The organism is Acinetobacter sp. CIP 64.2, from assembly GCF_000369645.1.
Taxonomy (GTDB): Bacteria; Pseudomonadota; Gammaproteobacteria; order Pseudomonadales; family Moraxellaceae; genus Acinetobacter.
Genome location: NZ_KB850121.1, coordinates 298,085 through 320,216 on the forward strand (window position 1 = coordinate 298,085; position 22,132 = coordinate 320,216).

18 protein-coding genes are annotated in these 22,132 nt (G+C 42.2%); 7 read left to right on the plus strand and 11 right to left on the minus strand.

Features of this window, described 5'->3' with window-relative positions; genetic code table 11:
- Positions 1-30: 30 nt before the first annotated feature.
- Positions 31-495 carry a heteropolymeric bacterioferritin subunit Ftn gene (gene ftn / locus F895_RS14910; RefSeq protein WP_005239345.1) on the minus strand — a complete coding sequence of 155 codons (465 nt, stop codon included), beginning with the start codon at positions 493-495 and terminating at the stop codon, positions 31-33.
- Positions 496-848: 353 nt separating this feature from the next.
- Between ftn and F895_RS14905 the strand changes: the two genes are divergently transcribed.
- Positions 849-1,904 (plus strand): SDR family oxidoreductase, encoded by a 1,056-nt coding sequence (locus F895_RS14905; protein WP_005239347.1) that lies wholly within the window; start codon positions 849-851, stop codon positions 1,902-1,904.
- Positions 1,905-1,973: 69 nt separating this feature from the next.
- On the opposite strand, the gene ligA is transcribed toward F895_RS14905, so the two are convergent.
- The 4 genes from ligA to F895_RS14885 all read right to left on the minus strand — a co-directional run bounded on the left by ligA (position 1,974) and on the right by F895_RS14885 (position 9,294).
- The gene (ligA, locus tag F895_RS14900) at positions 1,974-4,001 is read right to left on the minus strand and encodes an NAD-dependent DNA ligase LigA (RefSeq protein WP_005239349.1); all 2,028 of its coding nucleotides are present in this window, start codon (positions 3,999-4,001) and stop codon (positions 1,974-1,976) included.
- Positions 4,002-4,072: 71 nt separating this feature from the next.
- Positions 4,073-5,077 (minus strand): cell division protein ZipA C-terminal FtsZ-binding domain-containing protein, encoded by a 1,005-nt coding sequence (locus F895_RS14895; protein WP_005239351.1) that lies wholly within the window; start codon positions 5,075-5,077, stop codon positions 4,073-4,075.
- A gap of 1 nt (position 5,078) precedes the next feature.
- Positions 5,079-8,588 carry a chromosome segregation protein SMC gene (gene smc / locus F895_RS14890; protein WP_005239353.1) on the minus strand — a complete coding sequence of 1,170 codons (3,510 nt, stop codon included), beginning with the start codon at positions 8,586-8,588 and terminating at the stop codon, positions 5,079-5,081.
- Positions 8,589-8,598: 10 nt separating this feature from the next.
- Positions 8,599-9,294, minus strand: a complete 696-nt coding sequence (locus tag F895_RS14885; RefSeq protein ID WP_005239356.1) for a GntR family transcriptional regulator — start codon at positions 9,292-9,294, stop codon at positions 8,599-8,601.
- Positions 9,295-9,645: 351 nt separating this feature from the next.
- On the opposite strand from F895_RS14885, the gene F895_RS14880 reads away from it, so the two are divergent.
- Together F895_RS14880 and F895_RS14875 are read left to right on the plus strand one after the other, a co-directional pair.
- Positions 9,646-10,611: a hypothetical protein gene (locus F895_RS14880; protein WP_005239358.1), complete on the plus strand. Its 966-nt coding sequence runs from the start codon at positions 9,646-9,648 to the stop codon at positions 10,609-10,611.
- A gap of 14 nt (positions 10,612-10,625) precedes the next feature.
- A complete protein-coding gene (locus tag F895_RS14875) occupies positions 10,626-11,168 on the plus strand; it encodes a GTP-binding protein (RefSeq protein ID WP_005239359.1) in 543 nt (180 codons plus the stop codon).
- Positions 11,169-11,174: 6 nt separating this feature from the next.
- Here the strand turns inward: F895_RS14875 and F895_RS14870 are convergent, their stop codons facing one another.
- The gene (locus F895_RS14870) at positions 11,175-11,975 is read right to left on the minus strand and encodes a sulfite exporter TauE/SafE family protein (protein WP_005239361.1); all 801 of its coding nucleotides are present in this window, start codon (positions 11,973-11,975) and stop codon (positions 11,175-11,177) included.
- Positions 11,976-11,981: 6 nt separating this feature from the next.
- Between F895_RS14870 and F895_RS14865 the strand changes: the two genes are divergently transcribed.
- Together F895_RS14865 and F895_RS14860 are read left to right on the plus strand one after the other, a co-directional pair.
- Positions 11,982-12,758: a biotin--[acetyl-CoA-carboxylase] ligase gene (locus F895_RS14865; protein WP_005239363.1), complete on the plus strand. Its 777-nt coding sequence runs from the start codon at positions 11,982-11,984 to the stop codon at positions 12,756-12,758.
- A gap of 15 nt (positions 12,759-12,773) precedes the next feature.
- Positions 12,774-13,517 (plus strand): pantothenate kinase, encoded by a 744-nt coding sequence (locus F895_RS14860; RefSeq protein WP_005239364.1) that lies wholly within the window; start codon positions 12,774-12,776, stop codon positions 13,515-13,517.
- Here the strand turns inward: F895_RS14860 and F895_RS14855 are convergent.
- Both F895_RS14855 and ffh read right to left on the minus strand, forming a co-directional pair.
- Positions 13,487-14,074, minus strand: a complete 588-nt coding sequence (locus tag F895_RS14855) for an RBBP9/YdeN family alpha/beta hydrolase (protein ID WP_005239367.1) — start codon at positions 14,072-14,074, stop codon at positions 13,487-13,489. The genes F895_RS14860 and F895_RS14855 overlap by 31 nt on opposite strands.
- Before the next feature lie 150 nt (positions 14,075-14,224).
- Positions 14,225-15,634, minus strand: coding sequence for a signal recognition particle protein (gene ffh, locus F895_RS14850; protein WP_005239368.1), 1,410 nt, complete (start codon positions 15,632-15,634; stop codon positions 14,225-14,227).
- A 147-nt stretch (positions 15,635-15,781) separates the two neighbouring features.
- On the opposite strand from ffh, the gene F895_RS14845 reads away from it, so the two are divergent.
- Both F895_RS14845 and F895_RS14840 read left to right on the plus strand, forming a co-directional pair.
- The gene (locus F895_RS14845) at positions 15,782-16,591 is read left to right on the plus strand and encodes a cytochrome C assembly family protein (protein ID WP_005239370.1); all 810 of its coding nucleotides are present in this window, start codon (positions 15,782-15,784) and stop codon (positions 16,589-16,591) included.
- 80 nt (positions 16,592-16,671) lie between these two features.
- Complete coding sequence (locus tag F895_RS14840; protein ID WP_005239373.1) at positions 16,672-17,601, plus strand: tRNA dihydrouridine synthase; 930 nt, start codon at positions 16,672-16,674, stop codon at positions 17,599-17,601.
- Between the two features lie 87 nt (positions 17,602-17,688).
- On the opposite strand, the gene F895_RS14835 is transcribed toward F895_RS14840, so the two are convergent.
- Genes F895_RS14835 through F895_RS14825 form a run of 3 tightly spaced genes read right to left on the minus strand, consistent with a single transcriptional unit; the run spans position 17,689 to position 22,132 of the window.
- Positions 17,689-18,717 carry a DUF6160 family protein gene (locus tag F895_RS14835; protein ID WP_005239375.1) on the minus strand — a complete coding sequence of 343 codons (1,029 nt, stop codon included), beginning with the start codon at positions 18,715-18,717 and terminating at the stop codon, positions 17,689-17,691.
- An 8-nt stretch (positions 18,718-18,725) separates the two neighbouring features.
- Positions 18,726-21,329: a DUF6160 family protein gene (locus F895_RS14830; RefSeq protein ID WP_005239378.1), complete on the minus strand. Its 2,604-nt coding sequence runs from the start codon at positions 21,327-21,329 to the stop codon at positions 18,726-18,728.
- 26 nt (positions 21,330-21,355) lie between these two features.
- Positions 21,356-22,132, minus strand: a complete 777-nt coding sequence (locus F895_RS14825; protein WP_005239379.1) for a DUF6160 family protein — start codon at positions 22,130-22,132, stop codon at positions 21,356-21,358.

Below are 22,132 nucleotides of genomic sequence, written 5' to 3' on the forward strand. Positions count from 1 at the left end.
TTTACGTATCACAGCTTAAGATCTGATTGATTAAATTTGTGATTGAATATAATTCTGTAAACCAATCAACTCAATTAAACGTAATTGCTTTTCTAACCAATAGGTATGATCTTCTTCTGTATCTGAAAGCTGCTGACGCAACATATCACGGCTAATATAATCGCCTTTTTCTTCACACAGTTTTATACCCACTGCCAATTTTTCACGGACATGGTATTCAAGGGCTAAATCAGCTTTTAAACAACTCACCACATCGCTACCGACATTGATGTCTTCACGGTTCATATTAGGTTGAGCACCTAGGAACAGTACACGACGAATGATTGAATCTGCATGAGATGCTTCTTCTTGCATTTCATGGTCAATACGCTCATAGATCTTGTTTAAGCCCCAATCTTCGTACATTCTTGAATGAATTAAATATTGATCACGAGCAGCCAATTCACCGCCAATGAGCATATTTAAATAGTCGATGACTTCTGGATTGCCACGCATAATACTTACTCCTATCGAATGACAATATTATGGCCAAGTTACACTGGAATTGCAAAAACAAAAGTGTGTAAGTTTATGATTTTTATAAAATTAAAATGAGAAACATACGCATTTACAGTTCGAATTGGCTGAATTTATCTAAATAAAATAAGCCTTTGCATATCATTTATCAGTTTTAAAATAGATAATTCTATTGAAAATCATTTGTTTGATTTTTTGTAACGACTAGCAATGCTTCTTATTTCGCCAATGTTTTGATCAAAAAAACATAAAAAATGACTGCTCAGCTGTTGTTTGTTCAGTCAAAATTCGGTAAATAACAGCAATCACAAAAACATAATGCGGAAACCACAATGGATAAAAGCAAACCAATTTTGGTCACTGGCGCGACGGGTTATATTGCAGGCTGGATTATTGAACGTCTGTTGAATCAAGGCTATACGGTTCATGCCACGGTGCGAGACCCATCCAAGAAAAATAAGATTCAGCATTTGTATGCTCTTGCAGAGCAATCTTCTGGAAAAATTGAGTTTTTTAAAGCCGATTTACTTGAGCCACAATCATTTGATGCAGCGATGCAAAATTGTGAAATCGTGATTCATACCGCATCCCCTTTTGTGGTAACCAATTACAAAGATGCAGTCAAAGACATTATTGAGCCTGCGGTGAAAGGCACAGAAAATGTATTGGATAGCGTTAATCGTACTGAATCGGTCAAACGTGTGGTACTCACTTCAAGTATTGCCTCAACCTATGGCGATGCAGTTGAGATTCAACACACTGCCAATAATGAGTTTGATGAAAATCACTGGAACAAAACAAGTAACGAAACACACCAGCCTTATCCTTATTCAAAAGTCATGGCAGAACGTAAAGCTTGGGAAATGGCAGAACAACAAAATCGTTGGGATTTAGTCTGTATTAATCCCGCCTTGGTGATGGGGCCATCTCTTACTGATGCGAGCCAGTCAGGTAGTATTGAAGTATTACAACAGTTCGGCAATGGCACCACCTTGTTCGGTGTACCGCCCATGTGGAATGGTATTGTCGATGTTCGTGATGTTGCCGATGCGCATGTGGCTGCTGCATTAAATCCAAAAGCACAAGGCCGTTACATTATTTGTGGTGGCACACTCAGTTTATTGGACATGGGTAAGGCACTTACTCAGAAGTTTGGCTATAAGTTTCCATTCCCGCACTTTACTGTACCAAAAACTGCCTTTTCATTTGTCGCACCAATCCTCGGTTATTCACGTCAATTTGTAAAATTGAATATGGGTTACCCAATCTATTTTAATGCGCAACGCAGTGTCAAAGAGCTTGGGATTGAATATCGTGATGTACGTGAAAGTGTCTGTGAACATTTCCAGCAATTGCTGGATGATGGCATTGTGAAAAAATATATTTAACATCAAAAAAGGCGGCATAAATGCCGCCTTTTTTATCCGTTCGTCCTAACTCAAAACTTAAATAAAGAATCAGGCTTCATACTGCTTCAAAAATTCCAAGAACTCTTGCTCATTCAAAACTCGAATGTCTAATTTCTGCGCTTTGTCTAGCTTACTGCCTGCCTTCTCACCTGCAACCACACATTTGGTTTTACTCGACACACTGCCACTGACACGCGCACCTAAAGCTTGAAGCTTCTGGGTTGCTTCATCACGGCCCATGGTTTCCAGTGTTCCTGTCACGACCCAACTCTCACCATTCAATGGTTGACGTGTTGGTGCAGTTGGTGCATCCCAATGAATGCCTGCCGCCATTAAACGATCCAACACTTCAACGTTATGCGGTGCTTGGAAAAAGTCGGCAATCCATTCTGCGGTAATATCACCTACATCTGGGGTTTTCTTGAGTGCTTCAATATCCGCAGCTTTTAAAGCTTCAAGCGTCTGAAAGGTATTCGCCAGCATACGTGCGGTGGTTTCACCCACCCCACGAATTCCCAAGGCATAGATAAAACGCGCCAAAGTGGTTTTCTTACTGGCTTTAATCGCATCAAACAGGTTCTGAACCGATTTCTCACCCATTTTCTCAATGGTCAATAAAGTGTCGCGGTGCTCATGCAAATGATAAATATCAGCCACATCTTTAAGTAGGTCGAGATGCAGAAGTGACTCCACCCAACGGTCGCCTAAGCCTTCAATATCCAAAGCTTTACGTGAAACAAAGTGACGAATGGCTTCAATCCGTTGCGCAGCACAATACAGGCCACCCGAACAACGTGCTAATGCCTCACCCTCTGGCATCACCACAGGTGATTCACAGACTGGACAATTGGTCGGAAGATGCACCATCTCCGCATCGGCAGGTCGGAACTCAGCCCAAACCTTCTCAACTTTTGGAATCACATCACCGGTACGATAGACACTGACTGTATCGCCAATACGCACATCTAAACGATGGATTTCACCAATATTATGCAAGGTCACATTAGACACCGTCACCCCACCAACAAACACAGGTGTTAAACGCGCAACTGGGGTGAGTGTTCCAGTACGCCCCACTTGCCAATCAATATTTTCAACTTTGGTCAGTGCAGCCTGAGCTGGGAATTTATAGGCCGTTGCCCAACGCGGTTCACGACTCAGGAAGCCGAGCTGTTGCTGCTGTTTAAGGCTGTCCACCTTAATGACCATGCCATCAATTTCAACTTTAAGATCTGGACGTTCTTGTTGAATCTGTTCATAGCGCTGTTGTACTTCTTCAATCGAAGCACACAGGAATTGACGTTCTGCAATTTCAAAACCAAATCGGGTTAACCAGTGCAGGCTGTCATGCATGGTTTCAAGACCATGGTTGGGCTGACATTGCGCAATCCCATAAGCATAGAACGCCAAGGGACGTGAAGCTGCGATATTTGGATCAAGTTGACGCAGGCTTCCTGCTGCGGCATTACGTGGATTGGCAAAGGTCTTGTCACCTTTGGCTTCTTGATCGGCATTGAGCTTTTCAAAGCCTTGCTTTGGCATCAACACTTCACCACGAACCTCAAGAAACTCTGGGATCGCTTGATGCTGACTGGATAATACTTTCGGCAGATTCCGAATGGTTTTAACATTCTGGGTAATATCCTCGCCTGTTTCACCATCACCACGTGTTACACCACGAACCAAGACACCATTTTCATACCACAGTGAAATCGCTAAACCATCGAGTTTCAGTTCAACCTCATACTGGACTTTCTGATTCGGTAAACGCTCGTCAATACGACGGGCGAAAGCGAATAGGTCTTCCTGATTAAAGACATTCCCCAATGACAGCATTGGCACCGCATGAGTCACACTTTCAAATTTTGACAACGCTTGACCACCGACTTTATTGGTCGGTGTATCCGCCTGAATACAGTCTGGATATTGTTGTTCTAAGGCTTTCAGCTGATGAAATAAATGGTCATATTCACTATCTGAAATGGAGGGTTGATCCATCACATAGTAAGCATGATTATGTTTTGCAATCAGTTGAATCAACTGACGCATTTGCTCAATAACTGACTTGTGTTCCATTTAAATTTCACCATATAAAAGGGCGGAAAAACCGCCCTATAATTTTTACTAAATTTATTATAAAAGATTCATTAGACGGTTGCTTGATTTGGACGATAATCAATCACATGATGACGCCAATGCTCTTTCAACTGCGGTGTAAACTCTAAATTGTTTTCATCATAGACTTTGCCATCGACTTCACGTGCAATTAAGCCTGCAATACTGGTCATCATGTCATAACCTGTAACCGCTTTGCTATTTGGTAAAGCCAGGAAGAATGCAAGACCTTGCACTTGCTCGCCCGATAAAGTTTCCAAATCAAAACCTGCAGGACCATTATCCGTCATCCGCAATACAGAGAACATCAAGGCACTTGGTTCATCAGTGTTTTCATAACGATGGAAACACGACATTTCACCGAAACGTAGACCGTATTTTAACAATACCTTGAGTGCTTTATCGCCTGATAAGGCACGGCGTGGATTCGGATAAACATTCAAGGCAATGATCTGCTCTGCGGTTGCTAAAGCGCTTTCATCATCGTAGCGTTGCTGTTCATGTAGATGCACATCCAGAATATTACTTTCGCCATCAAACTCTTCAATGGCAACCGTTTCAATATTTGGATTTAAACTAAGCTCAGCTTCGGCTTTGCTTTCCTCTGCTTTCTCTGTAGCTTCTACATTTTCAGAGACCACTGTTGTTTCTGCTTCAACTGCTACTGTCTCATCTTTTTGTGCCGCTTCAAGCTCTGCAACAGCTTCAACAACCTGTTCTACTTTAGCAGTTTGTTCTGTTTCGGCTGTTTTTGTTTCAACACCAGTTGTGTCAACGGCTTGCTCAGTTACAGGCTCCGATGCAATTGCTTCAGTATTTAAACTTGGTTCAACACGCTCAGTTGTGGTCATCACTTCTTTTTGTAAAAGCTGGTCACGTACATGACGTGGAATCACAGGTTGCTGACTTTCAGGATTAATATGTAAATCTGCATCTAATGATGGCTCAACTGGTTTTGGTTTTCTTAAAATCATGATTAAACCAACGAGCATAATCGCAACGGCAGCAACAATGCCTATTATTGTATTCATTTCCATACTAAGACTCCGCAACTAACCCGTATTCTTTTGCCTGTTCTAAATCGACAGTCACTAATTTTGATGTGCCTGGCTCTGGCATGGTGACTCCAAGTAAATCAGTTGCCATGGTCATCGCCAATTTATTATGTGTAATGTAAATGAATTGCACTTGTTCAGAAAGCTCTTTTACCAAATTACAATACCGTTGTACATTGGCATCATCAAGTGGCGCATCAACTTCGTCCAGTACGCAGAACGGTGCAGGGTTCAATCTAAAGATGGCAAATACCAAAGCCAAAGCTGTTAGGGTCTTTTCACCACCTGAAAGCAAAGCCAAGGAACTGTTACGCTTGCCAGGTGGGCGTGCCATCAACTTCACCCCAGACTGCCAATCATCTTCAAGACTTAAAGTCGCTTCGCCACCACCAAACACCTTTGGAAACAGCAGTTGCAACTCTTGATTGACCTGATCAAAGGTGGTCATAAACAACTTACGGGTTTCCTGATCAATACTTTTCATGGCGTCTTTGAGCTGATCAACGGTATTTTGTAGATCTTGCATCTGATGACTCAGTTCATCAAAACGCTGTGACACTTCTTCATATTCTTGTGAAGCTGCCAAATTCACTGCACCAATTTTTTCAAATTGCTGCTGCGCTTTTTCCAGTTTCTGCTGATGATCTTTCATTTCAATCGACACATCAGATAAAGCGTCTGTATTCAGTTCTTTCAACTGCTCCAGATAATGTTCACGATCTGATTTCGCTGCCTGCCAAGCCAAACGCTTTTGTTCTAACTGCTCGCGCACCTGCTCATCTTTTTGCTGTGCTTGATGGCGTTGTTCCGTCAGTTGCTGCTGCTTCTCTTGCACTTGATTCAGTTCAAGCTGCCATTCATTCCAGGTTTTTTGCAGCTTTTCGGTTTGCTGGAATTGCTGTTGAAATTGTGACTCCAAGTTGGGTAGTTCAAGCTGAATCGGATCAACAAACTTCTTGGCCTGTTCGATTTGTTCAATGATTTGACGATATTGTGTTTTTAGGAATGAGATATCTTTCTCTAACAACTCAATTTGTTGATTGGCTTGCGAGGTCTGGCGGCGTAAAGCTTCACGTTGCTGCTGTTGTTGAGTCAGCTGCTGTTGTTGCTCATCCAACTGCTCATTCAAGTTTTCTACCTGAAATTGCAAAGTCTTATAATTTGGCAACACGGCTTCTAATTTCAGTGCAAGCGCATGCAGATCAATCTCCAGATCATCACGCTGCATGGCATCTTCTTCAAGCTGTAGATCAAGCTGTTTCAGTTGATCTGCCAGTTGCTGTTGCTGCAATACAAAGGCTTGTGCCGTACTTTGCAGCTTGGCAATTTGTACATCCAGCTGTTGCAGTTCTTTTTGCTTTTGCTTCAGGTTTTGTTGTTGCTGCTGCAAGCGCTGTTGCTGCTGTTGCAAAGCCTGCTGCTGTTGCGAAAACTGATGTTCCAGATCAAGCAACTGCGGTTGTTTCTGTGCGAGTTGCTGTTCAATTTCCTCTAAACGGACTTGATGACTGAGCATGCCCTGCGCAGTTTGGCTGTCTTCATCGTAATGCAAAGCAATTACCCAGTCCGCCCCGACATGATAACCATCCAGCGTTAAAATGGATTGTGCGTGCTGGAGATCCGCTTGGTATCGCAAAGCTGTGGCTAAATCTTCTGCAACGGCGACATTGGCCCATAAAGAAGATTGTGGTGCTTCGATCCATTCACTTAAATAACCATTAAATCCACCCCAGCCCTCCTTTATAAAAGGAGGGAGTCCCCCTCTTTTTAAAAGAGGTGAGGAGCGATTATAGCTCTGCAAGGGAGATTCTGTTTTTAACTGTCGTGAGATACCCTCTTGGAAGGCTTGCCCATTCTCAATCAACTGCGCTTGTAACCACTTGGCTAAAAACTTCTCAATAATGCTTGCATGCGCTTTAGCTTGAGCGCTCAAACGTAGGCTTTGCATCAATCGAACTGCATGTTGATCCTGCTTCGGACTTTGCTTGGCAACGAGCTGATTCAAGTTCTTTTGTTCAGCCAATAAAACCTGAATCTCGGTTTTCAGGCTTTGCAGATCCGTTTTGTTCGTCTGTTGTTGATCTTGCTGTGTCTGGACATTCTGCTGTAATTGCTCAATTGCAGTTTCTAATGCAATGATTTCCTGTTGCAGTTGTTGCTGCAATTGTTCTAGCTGCGCTTGCTCATCATCCTGAACCTGAGCACGAATCTGAGTGGTTTGCGTTTGCAAGGTCTGCTTTTGCTGCTCAATCCGCAGCACATTCTTACCCAACTGCTCAATTTGCGCGGCCATCTGCAACTTTTTTTGTTGTTGCTGATCGACTTGGATTTTCAGTTGTTCAAATTGCTGCTGTGCTTGCTTATGTTGTGCTTGAACATCGCTAAAATTGTGCTCAGCCGTTTGTGTCTGCTGCTCTAAGGCAAGCAAAGTTTCATTTTGCTCATCAAATTGGGTACTTAGAGTTTCAACCTGCAATTCGGAGAGTTGCAAACGCTCTTTGGTTTGTACTTTCTGCTGTTCGAGTTGCTGCAAACTGCTGCTGTTTTGTTGGAATAAACTCTGTTTTTGTTCCAAAGTCATTTTTAATTCAGACAGTTTTTTCTCGGCTTGCTGCCATTCATGCTGCAACGGTGAAGACTGCTGAATTAAGCGTTGGAATAAAGCACTGGTGGCTTCAAGATCGTGCTCAATGGTCTGTGACTCAGAACGAACCAACTTAAAGTTTTCACCCAGTGCCGTCATTTCCACCGTATATTCTTGTTGTAGCTTTTGACTTTGATTGGCTTGGAACGAAAGGATTTCGATTTTTAAAGTACGGATCTGTCCTTCTAGGGTCTTATATTGAATTGCAGCTTCTGCCTGACGTTTTAAACTTCTGAGCTGAGATTTGAGTTCAGCCGCAATATCGTCTAAACGTGCCAGATTCTGTTCAGTATGTTCTAAGTGCTGTAAGGTTTCACGACGGCGTGCCTGATAACGGGACACTCCTGCCGCTTCTTCAATAAACACACGCATTTCTTCGGGCTTGGCATCGACCAAACGGTTAATCATGCCCTGTTCAATCACCGCATAAGAACGTGGTCCTAAACCCGTCCCCAAGAAAATATCGGTAATATCACGACGGCGGCAACGGGTGCCATTCAGGAAATATTCAGATTTACCTTCACGTGTGACCTGACGACGAACCGCAAGCTCGCTATAGGCATTATAAGCGCCACCGAGTTTGCCGTAGGTATTGTCAAAACGAAGTTCAACACTGGCAACCCCGACAGGTTTGCGCTTGGCGGTGCCTGTAAAAATGACATCCTGCATACTGCCACCACGCAACTGACGTGCGTTGGACTCGCCCATTACCCAGCGAATTGCATCAATGACATTCGATTTACCACAACCGTTCGGCCCAACCACCGCAGTACGGTTGGCCTTAAAATGTAATGTTGTACTATCGGCGAAAGATTTAAAGCCTGAAAGTTTTAAACTGCTTAAACGCATACTGCCCTAACTAGCGGCGTGAGCGTCTAGCCCAAGCCAATTCAATCTGTTTCATACGTGTCAGAGATTCCAACACAAGGTTGCGCAAGTGTCGACAAAAATCTTCCATAAATAAAGCAGCTTGTTGTGATTTTCGGATCAAAATAGCATCAATCACCAACTTAAACAGCGTAAACGATTCTTGTAGCTCTCGACGGGAAGTATTCAGAGTCAAAAAATAGCTACGGCGTAAGGAAGGGAGTAGCTCCTTATAAAATTTCATCAGATAAGGATTCGCTACCATCTCATGCTGTTCTGCTAAATATTGAAAGATCGCATCGTAAAATTTTTCAATATCACCTGCACGGACAAACTCAACCAGTTGATCCAATAAAGTTTGTAGTTGTTCTGCTTCATTAACCCGCCACGTTTCACTAATCCGTTGCACAATGTGTCCAAGTACCATCACATTGGTATCAAATAAAGCTTTGACCTGCTGAGCTGACATTTCAGAGACAATGGCACCACGACGTGGAAAAATTTCAATTAAATAAGTACGTTCCAGTAACAGCAATGCCTCACGAACCGAGCCACGGCTGACATCTAACTCTTTCGCAATGCGCAACTCCTGAATGCGTTCGCCTTCAACCAGCTCACCACTAATAATTTGTTCACTAATATATTTTGCAATCTGTTCAGAAAGACTATCAGCCTCTTCGAGATTCATGAGCCCCTCGCTATCTTTGTTATACACATTGACCCAATGTTAATTGCGCTTTTTTGTTTTAACTGATCTGAGGGTATAAATTCTATATCATTGTCTGACAATTTTATTGCTTTTTAAGCCAATCAACCTAAAAATCTCACTCACATTCTCAATATGGACTAAATACCCAGTTTTTCTATAATTAATATCAGCTAGTTAAGCTTTACTGTTTGAATTCACCATATATCTGAAAATATGTTCTTTCATCACATTTTTATTGATACACATCACAAAAAATAATATTTTCATTAATTAAATCGCATTTAAATTCTCCTACTGAATCATTCAGTCCATCTATAGATGAGTCATAACATGGGTATTCATCAAGCTGTCAATATTGCAATTTTTGGGTTAAGCCTCAGAACCTTGAATGAGTTAAAGCAGCAGGTTCAAACGGCTGTGCCTGATCATATCCAAATCAACTGGAGCAATATTGCTGAACCACAACTTGATATCCTTATGATCAATCAAGTGTTTTTTGATTCACCCAATATCAAGAGCCTGCTCCAGAACAATAAGATCAATGTACTCAAAATTGCCAATGATGAAAATAAAAACAGCGCCATTGAAAATGACACTTTATTTTTACCACTCAATCATCTGCATCCTCTACATCACTGGCTCAGCTTCCATCTAAACGAACGTTTGAATCAGGGCCTAGAAAATATTGAAATTGAGTCAGCCCCAAGCTTTCATCGCAAGCAAATTAAAGAGGTCTTACAAGAAATCCAGAATCCTAAAAATGGTAAGATTCAATTGTTTGATAACCAAGGCTTAGTTGCGATTGCCGACCCGCGCAATCAATGGCTATGGCAACACCCTGAATTCCACTCATTTCAAACGGATCCAAGCCTAAACTATACCTACGCCACGCAAAATGATCTGCATTGGACCCTAGATACGCCACAACAAGATTTACAACAGTGGCTCTGGCATTTACTCTGGACATCAATGGATTTTGAAGGCTTATGTCCCGCCTCTGCCTCCAGTTTTTATCTGCAATTCTGGCCTCAACCGAAGCATAAAGCAGATCGCCAAGATATCCTGCGGATGTCTGCCTGCTTTGCCCAAGGTGCACAAATCAGTACGGTTGCACAGCAACTTAAGCTACCTGAACAAAAAGTCAGACACTTTGTCGCTGCATGTTTAGGGGCAAATTGCGGAACACTGATTAAAGATCAACAGGCAAAATATCAACCCAAAGCATCACAAAGCGAGCCAGAACAACATTTTATGAAAAAGTTGTTTGGCCGACTACGTCATCGTTTAGGCTTTTAATCAAGGACACACATATGATTCTACATCAATATAAAATTGTCTTTGGTGGCACTATGGGTTCAGGGAAATCCACAGCGATCAAAGCCCTATCTGAAATTGAAGTCCTCAGTACCGAAGCACTGAATACCGATACCGGATCGCATGACAAGTTACTGACCACTGTTGGGATTGATTATGGCGAATTGACTTTGGAGGATGGTGTCAAGGTTGGCCTCTATGGCACGCCAGGGCAAGATCGCTTTGATTTCATTTGGGCTGTAATCTGTAAAGGTGCGATCGGCACCATTGTGATGATTGACCATGCTGCCGAAAATCCGTTGCTGGATTTAGAGCAATATCTTCAGGCATTTCAGCCCTTTGGTCACAATATTGTGATTGCAATTACCCATATAGATCGTATGCCAGAACGCACCCTATCCATCTATCGCGAGTGGTTGGCCAGCAAAGAGCTCAATTACCCACTGTTCTTTATTGATGCACGTCAGCAAGATGATGTACTTCTTCTGGTCGAAACCTTGGTTGCTACCATTGAAGTACATTATGGACTCACCAGTTAAAAGAGCTTAGAACAAGCCTTTATAAATAAAATAGCTGCCCACCACCACCAATAGACCTGCAAAACATTTTTTTAGCATGGCGGGTGAGAGACGATGGGCTACTTTGGCGCCAAATTTTGCGGTGATAAAACTCATCACACTGATACCCAGAAAAGCATAAATATGCACATAACCAATCGTGTTCGGTACCTCAATTTGTTCTTTGGCACCAAACCACATAAAACCGATTGCTCCCGCAACTGCGATGGGTAAACCACAGGCTGCGGAGGTCGCCACTGCCTTTTGCATGACGATGCCATGTCGATTCAAATACGGAACCGTTAAACTGCCACCCCCAATACCAAAAATGGCAGAAGCCACGCCAATACCGCCACCCGCGGCAAGTTGTAACGCTGCTGAAGGGAGATGACGATTGGGATCAACCACTGCACTCGCCCCTCTAAACATCTTATAAGCCATCCAAACCGCAAATACCCCAATCACTAACTGTAAATGCTGTCCTGACATTAAGTCCGCTACCCCCGCACCCAGAAATGAACCCAGCACCAATCCTGGTGCCAAATTACGAAACACAGGCCACAACACCGCCCCTTTTTTATGATGTGCCATCACCGAACTAATCGACGTCACAATAATGGTTGCCAATGATGTCCCAACTGCAATATGCATGATGACATTGGGGTCATAATGCATTTGAGTGAAGACAATATATAAAATCGGCACAATAATTAGGCCACCGCCCACACCAAATAGCCCCGCAGCAAATCCAGCAATTGCACCAATCAGCAAATATATGATTAACTCCATAAACACATGACCACTCTACTTGTAAAAATGATGGATGATTTCGCAACCCGCCAGCTGCAGCAATTATTGAACGCAAAAAATCAATCTCCAGAAGTGGTACTGCTTAAAACAACCACAACATCGACCAATGATGATATGCGTGAAATTGCGCAAAAAGGGATAACCACAGGATTGGTCTGTAGTGCACAGCAAACGCAAGGTCGTGGTCAGCACCAACGACAATGGGCCTCTCCTGAAGGCAACATTTATTTAAGCACACTGATTCAAACCAATACAGCACTGGATGGTCGCTTAGCGCTTGAAGTTGCGTTAAATATCTTACAGATGCCAAGCTTGCATGGCTTGAGCTTGCAGGTCAAATGGCCCAATGATTTATATAGCTCTCAGGGAAAATGGGGCGGAATCTTGGTAGAACCACTTTCACCCAATCAAGCCATTGTGGGGGTAGGAATGAATTTAAATACGCCACCTGTAGCAAATGCAGACCAACCGATCACTTCTTTAGCCATGCTCGGTCTCGCCCATGCAGATCGTTTAACCTTGATTGCGGAACTCTACACCGCCATTCAACAGGCAGCGCAGTGGTTTGAGCATGGCAGCTATAATCTCGCTGAACGCTTTAACCATCATGCGATTTGGCTCAATCAACAGGTCGAATTTGAACATGCTAAAGGGAAAGTTCAGGGAGTCTTTCAAGGGATTTCCAATGACGGTGCGGTATTGATCAAAAACGATCAGCTTCAGCAATTCTATCAAGGCCGTTTGCGCCTCGCATCGATTTGAGGAAATGGTGATTCTATGAAAAGTTTATGGCTGGATATTGGTAATACCCGCTTAAAATACTGGATTACGGCACATGATCAAGTGATTGAACATGCAGCCGAACTTCACCTGCAATCCCCCGCCGATTTATTACTGGGTTTGATTCAGCACTTTCGTCATCAAAACTTAAGTCGTGTCGGGATTTCGTCCGTTTTGGATTCGGAAAATAATCAACGTATTCACATGATTCTCGACATTTTGGATATTCCGATTATTTTTGCCAAAGTGCATGCCGAATATGCGGGTTTACATTGTGGCTATGATGTCCCAAGCCAGCTCGGGATTGACCGCTGGTTGCAAGTCTTGGCCATGGCAAAGCCAGATCAAAACTTTTGTGTGATTGGTTGTGGTACAGCATTAACGATTGATCTGGTCGAAGGATTGCAGCATTTAGGTGGTTATATCCTGCCAAATCTGTATTTACAAAGAGACTCGCTAATTCAAAATACCAAAGGCATTAAAATTCCAGACTCGGCTTTTGATAATTTAAAACCTGGCCACAATACTGTAGATGCGGTGCATCACGGTATCTTGCTTGGCTTGATCAGTACGATTGATCAAATTATGCAACAGTCTCCTAAAACGCTGATTCTGACTGGTGGTGATGCTGCTTTATTTGCCAAGTTCCTCAGCCATTATCAGCCTCAAGTTGAATCCGACTTATTGCTCAAAGGCTTACGTCATTATGTTCAACTAAATTCTGCTTTCAACAAAGTTTGAACAACTTGCAATAATTGAGGGAACTCACTAAACCCATCCTCTGTACGAAAATGCCCAGCCTGAGCTACCTCAATCAGTTGGGCATTGAGTAGATGAGAAAATTTAAAGGTAAGTGGTACAGGAATGATCGGATCATTACTGGAAAAGAAAACCAGACGCCTTTGGATATTGGCACGCAATAAACCACTCTCAAAATGTGAATGCTCAATAAGACGATTAAACTCAGGATGTCGTGGAATGACATCCTGAAAACCGGCAATAAAAATACCAGCTTTCAAGGCATGCTGCTTGAGTCGTTTGGCCAGAAATCGAGCCACGGCCACACAAGATAAGCCATGTGCCACGACAATGCTGTGCTCATTCATCCCCTTTAACTGTGCCTCCAAGCAGGCTTGCCAAACTTCAGCTTCGGGATGATCGGCATCAGCAAGTAAAATACGTTCAACCGCAACCTCTTCACTTTTCAGTTGTTGTTCCAGCCATACATACCAATGCTGTTCCGGATCAGCATTTTCACAATGCAGAATAAATACGCTATTCTTTGAATTATGTGACATATTTAACACTACTTTTTAATGTAAAACATAGACTTATTTTTAATTCTCTTCTTTTTAAAGCACCTTGAATGTTGATGTTTTGTATTAAATTCATACAACACTCTCGCATTAAAAAAGGCGCATCAAGCGCCTTTTTAGGAAGTATAGAACTTACTTTTTCTGGTCATTACTGCCAAATAAAGGTCCCATATTTCCGCCACCACCAAATTGCTTTTGCATATTACCCAATGACTTCAGCATTTTGCTCATGCCTGATGGATTAGCAAATTTCTTCATCATTTTTGCCATCTGCGCTTGTTGCTTGATCAACTTGTTGACCTCGGCAACATCCATCCCACAACCTGCTGCAATACGTTTTTTACGACTTGGGTTAATCAAATCAGGATTACGACGCTCTTTGATCGTCATCGACTGAATGATGGCTTCCATACGCTTCACTTGCTTTTCAGGATTGGCTTTTTCAATCGCATCCTGAATGCCCGCATTGCTCATACCAGGCAACTTATCCAAGAAGCCCATCATGCCGCCCATTTTGCTCATTTGCTCAAACTGCATCAGCATATCTTCAAAGTTGAAGGTTCCGCCTTTTTGCAATTTTTTCGCCATTTTTTCGGCTTTTTCTTTGTCGATTTTACGTTCAACTTCTTCGACCAAAGAAAGGACGTCACCCATCCCAAGAATACGTTGGGCAACACGATCAGGATGGAATGGCTCAAGTGCATCCAGTTTCTCGCCAATGCCCAAGAACTTGATTGGCTTGCCTGTGATGGCACGAACAGAAAGTGCCGCACCACCACGTGCATCACCATCAGTTTTGGTGAGGATCACACCTGTTAGTGCTAAAGCATCATTAAACGCTTTGGCTGTATTGGCAGCATCCTGACCCGTCATTGCATCAACAACGAATAAGGTTTCAGTTGGCTTCACCGCAGCATGTAATTCTTTGATCTCATCCATCATGTCTTCATCGACATGCAGACGGCCGGCTGTATCGACAATCAAGACATCTGCGAATTGGATTTTCGCTTGCTCAATGGCACGATTGACAATATCAATTGGCTTTTCAGTTGCTTCTGAAGGAATGAAACCAACACCAACTTCGTTCGATACGGTTTCTAACTGCTTGATCGCTGCCGGACGATATACATCGGCAGAAACAGTCATGACTTTTTTCTTTTGGCGTTCTTTTAAGAAACGCGCCAATTTTGCAGCCGTTGTGGTTTTACCCGCGCCCTGCAAACCTGCAAGCAATACAACCACAGGGGGTTTTGCGCTTAAATCAAGTGTTTCATTTGCCTCACCCATCATCTTGGTGAGTTCATCATAGACAATCTTTACAAATGCCTGACCAGGAGAAAGCTGAGTCATGACCTCTTGACCGAGCGCTTCTTCCTTAACCTTCGCGATAAATTCACGAGTTACAGGTAACGCCACATCGGCTTCAAGAAGAGCCATACGTACTTCACGTAGGGTATCTTTAATATTGTCTTCGGTCAGCTGCCCTGAGCCAGTAACATTTCTTAAACTCTGTGTGAGTCGTTCTGTTAAGGTATCAAACATTGCGAAATCCGCTTAAAATGGCTAGTTGCAAAAAAATCTTTCTTAAAATAGAAAATTTATGCATAAGATGCTATAGGATACTGTAGTTCGAAGCGAATTTATATCTTATATGGCGAATATTATTCATCCTCCTAAAAAAGGTTTGACATGATCAGTCTCCCCTTGGTTTACACAATTTTGGCACTCATCGCCTATACCAGTTCATTTTGGTATTTGTTTATTCACTTGATGTCAAAACGTACTCCAAATCTTTGGTGTTATGGTCTGATGGTTGGGTTAGGATTGATCCTACATAGTACTGTACTCTATCAAGACATGATGACAGCGCTTGGCGTGAATTATGATGTCTTTAACCTGATGTCATTTACCTCTGGATTGATGTTGGCGCTGAGTTTAATTTTGAGCCTGATTCGCCCAATTCTGCCATTGAACCTGATCGGAACACCTGTCGCAGCCTTTGGGTTAATTTTGGGTTTTGCCTTTAGCCAACCCAATCAAATTATTGAACAACATAGTTTTGGCCTCGATCTACATATTATTCTCTCCCTATCTGCCTATGCCGTGCTGTTAATGGCCACGATCCACGCCGTTTTGCTATGGTTTCAAGATCGGGAACTAAAAAAGAAACAAAAACGTCGTATTTGGGTCAATTTACTCCCGCCTTTTCAGGTGATGGAGTCTTTGCTTTTTGATCTGATCATCACTGGATTTGGTTTACTGACAGTAGCTCTGTTATTTGGTTTCTTTACTATTGATAACTTCTTCGCCCAGCATCTAGCCCACAAAACCGCCTTTAGTATTATTTCATGGTTCTTATATGGGGCATTATTGATTGGGCATTACAAATTTGGCTGGCGTGGCCGTAAAGCCATTCAATTTACTATTACGGGTTTTATCCTGCTCGCCATCGGCTTTATGGGCAGTAAATTTGTTTTGGAAATGATTTTAGGGCGTTAGTTTTTTCACATTCTAATAAAAACTAGACAGCCTATCTGAAAATGCGTATAACGCTGTTTTCGCTTCGCTAGGTAAAAATCGTGAAACTTGTACTCGCTCCGATGGAAGGTCTGACTGATCCGATCATGCGTGATGTGCTCACCCATGTTGGCAGTTTTGATTGGTGCGTGACTGAGTTTATCCGTATTACCGATAGCATCTTGCCAGATCATATTTATTATAGCTTTTGTCCTGAATTAAAAAATAAAGGTAGAACTGCTGCGGGTACGCCTGTACATGTACAATTCCTTGGCAATAATCCAGACATGTTGGCAGCCAATGCAGCCAAAGTGGTTGAACTGGGCGCACCAGCCATTGATCTTAATTTCGGTTGCCCTGCCAAAACAGTGAATCGCCATCGTGGTGGTTCTGTTCTGCTTGATGAACCTGAAACGGTACATCTATTGGTGAAAGCCGTCCGAGATGCTGTACCTGCACATATTCCTGTTTCAGCTAAAATGCGTTTGGGCTATCTTGATGAAAATCATACCCTAGACAACGCCCATGCCATTGAAGATGCGGGTGCGAGTTGGTTAACCGTACATGCGCGTACCAAAGCCGATGGTTATACCCCGCCAGCCTATTGGGAAAAAATACAGCCAATTACCGAGGCATTGAATATCAATGTGATTGCTAACGGCGAGATCTGGAACAATGCCCATGCTAAGGCCTGTTTAGAGCAATCATATTGTCAAGATTTAATGATTGGACGCGGTGCAGTGACCACCCCTGATTTAACCTTGTGTATCCGTCAAAATATGGATCAGGCGTTGCTGTCTTGGCAGGATTTGGTGGAACTACAACTACGTTTCTTAAGTGGGCAATATAAAACTGAAATTGGTATGGTGGGTCGTTATAAACAATGGCTAGGTATGATGAGCAAAGCCTATCCGGAAGCACAAGCATTGTGGGCTCAGGTGAAAAAGATCAAACAACTCGAAGAAATCATCCAGTATTTGAAACAAAGTTAAGATTTTTAGTCACAGCCATATCCTTCAATAAAAAAGCGGCTTATGCCGCTTTAGAGTAAAAAATTACTGTCTCATTAACTTGTTATGCTACATTCCATTGACTCGGATTTTTAAATCCGTCACAGATGCATTGGTAAAACCAATATTCCCAATTGAGCTATTTTGTAAGCCATTAAAACGATATGCAGCATCAGATGTAGCCGGAATAGCTGCCGTATTACCAAACTGAATGTTATTCAGTTTTAAATCGACATTATCTGATTTTCCTTCATTTCCAAAAACCAGCGCCCCATCCCCTTGACCCACACTCGATTCACCAATAATTCCAGCATAGAATTTATCTAAACCAAATCCTGTTGGGTTTGAGGCTTTTAACTGAAAATTAAAACTTGCACCAACAGGGTTATTGATTCCATCATAACCAGAAACAAGCATCATATTACAGCCTGAACCAGCACCACAAATTGAATCAATTGCACCACCAAAACGTATCATTTTACCTTGTGGCGCGGCTCCCAATTGGATATTCATCTTTGGTTTATTACTTGCTAAGAATTTAACATTCAAGCCATTTTGGAGGCGTAATATTTCTTTTACACCACTCTTCAGTGTGCCTGGGTTCGTGTCGAAAATAGAACCTCTAAGATAATTTGATCCAACCAAACTGGATAAAACACCTGTGCTATCACTGGCCGCATAAACAGATAAAGGAGAAATCACAAATTCATCTACATTCCCAAATGACAAGGCAATATTGGCAAATGCACCACCTGTACCTGTCCCCTTATCAGTATCGATAACCGCTTTTAAATTTAAATCGCTTGCAGCCCCAGCTGCTTTGAATGTGATGTTCGGATTGGACACAGTGGTATTTGGACTTTGTCCAAATACCAGACCAGCGCGCCCACGATATTCAGTCGCCGCAGCATTTTTAGTATCCCAGCCATCACTATCGATCACTGAGATTTGTTTAAACTCAATTTTTGAAACATTAACACCAATATTCAAACCATCCTGTCCCGTTGCACTAGATAGGCTTTGGTCATCAAGCGGTTGCATCGCCATTGCAAATGGCGTCAATAACAGCGACAAACATCCAATTATTTTATTCATCATGCCTATCCTTAGTTTCGAGGAATAATTCCAAGCTGCCCTGTTATACGACCACCTGTGAACACAGCCTCACCTAGGCGTTGCGGTGCACTTGTTGCTGATGGTGGATAGAAGTTAATATCCCGAACCCGTAACACACCATCAATTTTATCTTGGGCAGTTCCCGTTCCCGTAGTTCCAGCAGGGTTAAGGGTTAAACCGGCTTTAAATGACACCATGCCGTCACATCCCGCAGTAGGACATGCAGTTCTTGTATCTGGTGCAATAATAATCGCATTGTTGAATGCAACCTTACCATCAATATTGTCAAAGCCAACTGTTGATCCATCCAGAGGATCGCTCAACTGAATCGCACTTTTTCCACCATCTTTTACCGCTTTTAATTCTAACTCACCGACAACACTTAAACGACTTCCATCTGTCGTTGTATATTCACTATTGGGAATCAGGGAAAGATCAATTTTTTTACCATCTAAACGCAGTTTAGTTGAAAGTAACACGTCATTATTATTCGAGAAATCAGCCGATGAAGCTAAGGCTGCCGTAGATGTACCAGCATACCTTGCACCTGGTAAATAACCACCTGCGATTTGTGCAGATAAAATAATTAATATATCTTTTAAACTTGCGTTAAAACTACCATTTTCAAGGCCCAGTGTCCCTGTTCCTTTCAACAACATATCAATATTACGTAAGCCCATATAACGAACAGAGTTTGTATCGGCATTATCCAATAATAAAATTGAAGTTGTTTTTTGCTTGGTGGTATCTGTACTACCATTCATACCTGTGGTACTCATGGCAAGAGAGAAACCTAGACGTTCAGAACCAGCAACAACAGTATAACGATTACCATTCAAATCATAATAATAGGCATCTGAAGGGGCTGTTGTACCATACATGGCCAGATTGGCATTCAGATCATAAAATGGTAAGGCCAAACCCCATGTATTTCCAGCAGTGTCATTAATCTTCGGAATTGTTGTGTTCACTGTTCTAGCACTATTGGTAAATCGTCCACTTCGTGAAAACGCCTGAAATTCAGCACCGCGAATAGCGGCAAGAATTGCATATGGATTTTGATCCGTTATGCCATTATGTATGCTCTGCACATAATCCGCATCGGTTGTAAGCATTGTTGAGGTAGAACCATTCCAATACCGACTGGTTTGTAAAACCTTATTCGCAGGCAACAAAACAGTTTTGGTATCGACCAAATTTAAATAAACATTACCAGTATCAAATGAACCACGATTTTGCAGGTTCAGTCCTGTCAGTTCTCCAAACTCAAAACCATAGGTATTAAAGCCAGCTCCACCAATTTCCAAAGTGGTCGCCTTAGAATTATCCCCTTCCAGCATCGGATCATTCTTTTTGGTAAAATCCGCTCGCATACGGAAAGCAATACCCGTATCCCCGATGATATTTTGTGAACCAGTAGCACTAACCGCATTATTGGCTTTACCTAGAATATTGGTATTGTCAGGATTACCATATTGATTCGCAGGCACATTGTAAACAGGATCTGTCCGTAATGTCCCGTTATTCACACCACTATCAAAGCTGTTGGAGTTTGTTCCTCTCACCTGTACTGAGCCATTGACCATACGGCCACTTGCACCGAGACGAATAAGACCTTTTGCAGTGTCTGACGTCAGTTGCCCATTCAGTGGCGTTTTTGTTGCATCTACTGAATAAGGGGTGTTAGCGTTGACATTCTTATTGAGCATAAACTCAAGATTTAAACCCGCATTACTTGCCGTAGCGGAATAGGTATTTCCTGTAATTGTTCCAGCATTGGCAGGGTCTGTGACTCGGGTAAAATCAACATAACCATACGTTGAATTTGGTTTGGTACTTGTTGCGGTATTTACCGAGCCATCTGCATTATAGTTAATCACAGCATTGGGAGCATTAGCAGCATTGGTTCTCACAATAAAACCGTCTGTGCCATCTATATACATCACGCCTTTAGCGGCGAAATTAAAATTGAAATTCTTCAGAATCAACTGATTAAGAATTTGGCTGGTTGATGGTCCAGTCTTTTGACCTAAATAGATGTTCGCATTTCTTGAACTAAAGACTAGCTCACTCTGGCCATCTTTACTAAACAGGCCATCTCTTGTTTTAAAGCTGATACTGGTGTCTGAGTTGGTTTGTACAGCAATATCTCCCACAGGACTACCACATACCGTTGTATCACAGACTTTGAACTTATTCATACTGATCAACACAGGTGCAACTTTTAAATTAAAATCCAGACCTGTCTTACCAGCTTGACTACCACTATTCAGTTTAATATCGACATTAGGATTTACTGTAGGTGTTGACGTATGCGATTGGATTTTAAAATTTTCCCCTTCAGCACGCAAAGTCGTATCCGTTGTTTTTCCTGCACTGCCTCGTCCAGCATTATCTTGCCAGAAGAATGTCCCGACATTCACTTCTTTAAAGTCTAAATTGACATGCAGGCCATCTTGGCCATTGACATTACTTAGAGATCTGTCATCAAGTTCTTGCAAGGCATATGCAGAATGGCTAATCAATAGCAGACTTGCTGCAAGTGCATTCAGTACAAAGCATTCCTTATGCAGCTTTTGATTATTTTTTTTCATAGCTCAATCCTTTGAAACCGATAAATTTAACAACGTGCATGATTACTACAAGCAAAAATCTGAACTTTGCCTTCCATTGCAAGGTTGCCATTCATTTTCAATCCCATAAAACCGGTTTCTTTATTGGTATCATAATTATTTGCAGTTGTGCCTGTTGCACCAGTACTTTGTGGGACTGCACTATAAGTTGCTGTTTTTAAAAAACCATAATCTTGCGGATTGCTACTGGTTTCCTCGACTAGTTTTCCTGATGCATCAAAATAAGATAGAACCTTATCCTGTTCTATCGACAAAGCATTAAAACCGAAATCACGAATTTGAATCGGTTTAGTCGGATCAAATGAAAACTGCATTGCAGGTTTAATCATTGAACCAGACGCTGCTCCATTTACATACTTGGTATAATTTAAATCAATCCCCTCTAGACCAATTTTTTGGATATTCAAGGTCCCTTGCAAGCCTTTAAATACCACCCACAATTTACGTGCTTTGTTTGTACTGGTTGGATCACTTGCCGCTAAAGACCAAACATCAGCTGAATCACCCGACTGAAATTGAACAAAACGTTTATTTACAGAAACGGCTAAGCGGCAATATTCCAAATTTGTACAGTTAAAGGTCGGTGTTGTACCAGTCAACAAGGCATTATCTGTGAGTACATCATGATTTAAAGAAACCTTTAAGGATAAGTCTGCTCCACCCTGTCCTCGTATAGACTGAAGTGTTTCATTATCTAAAGCTTGTAATTCGGCATAAGATAAGCTTGAGGTTAACGATAAGAGCAAAACGAGTATTTTTTTCAT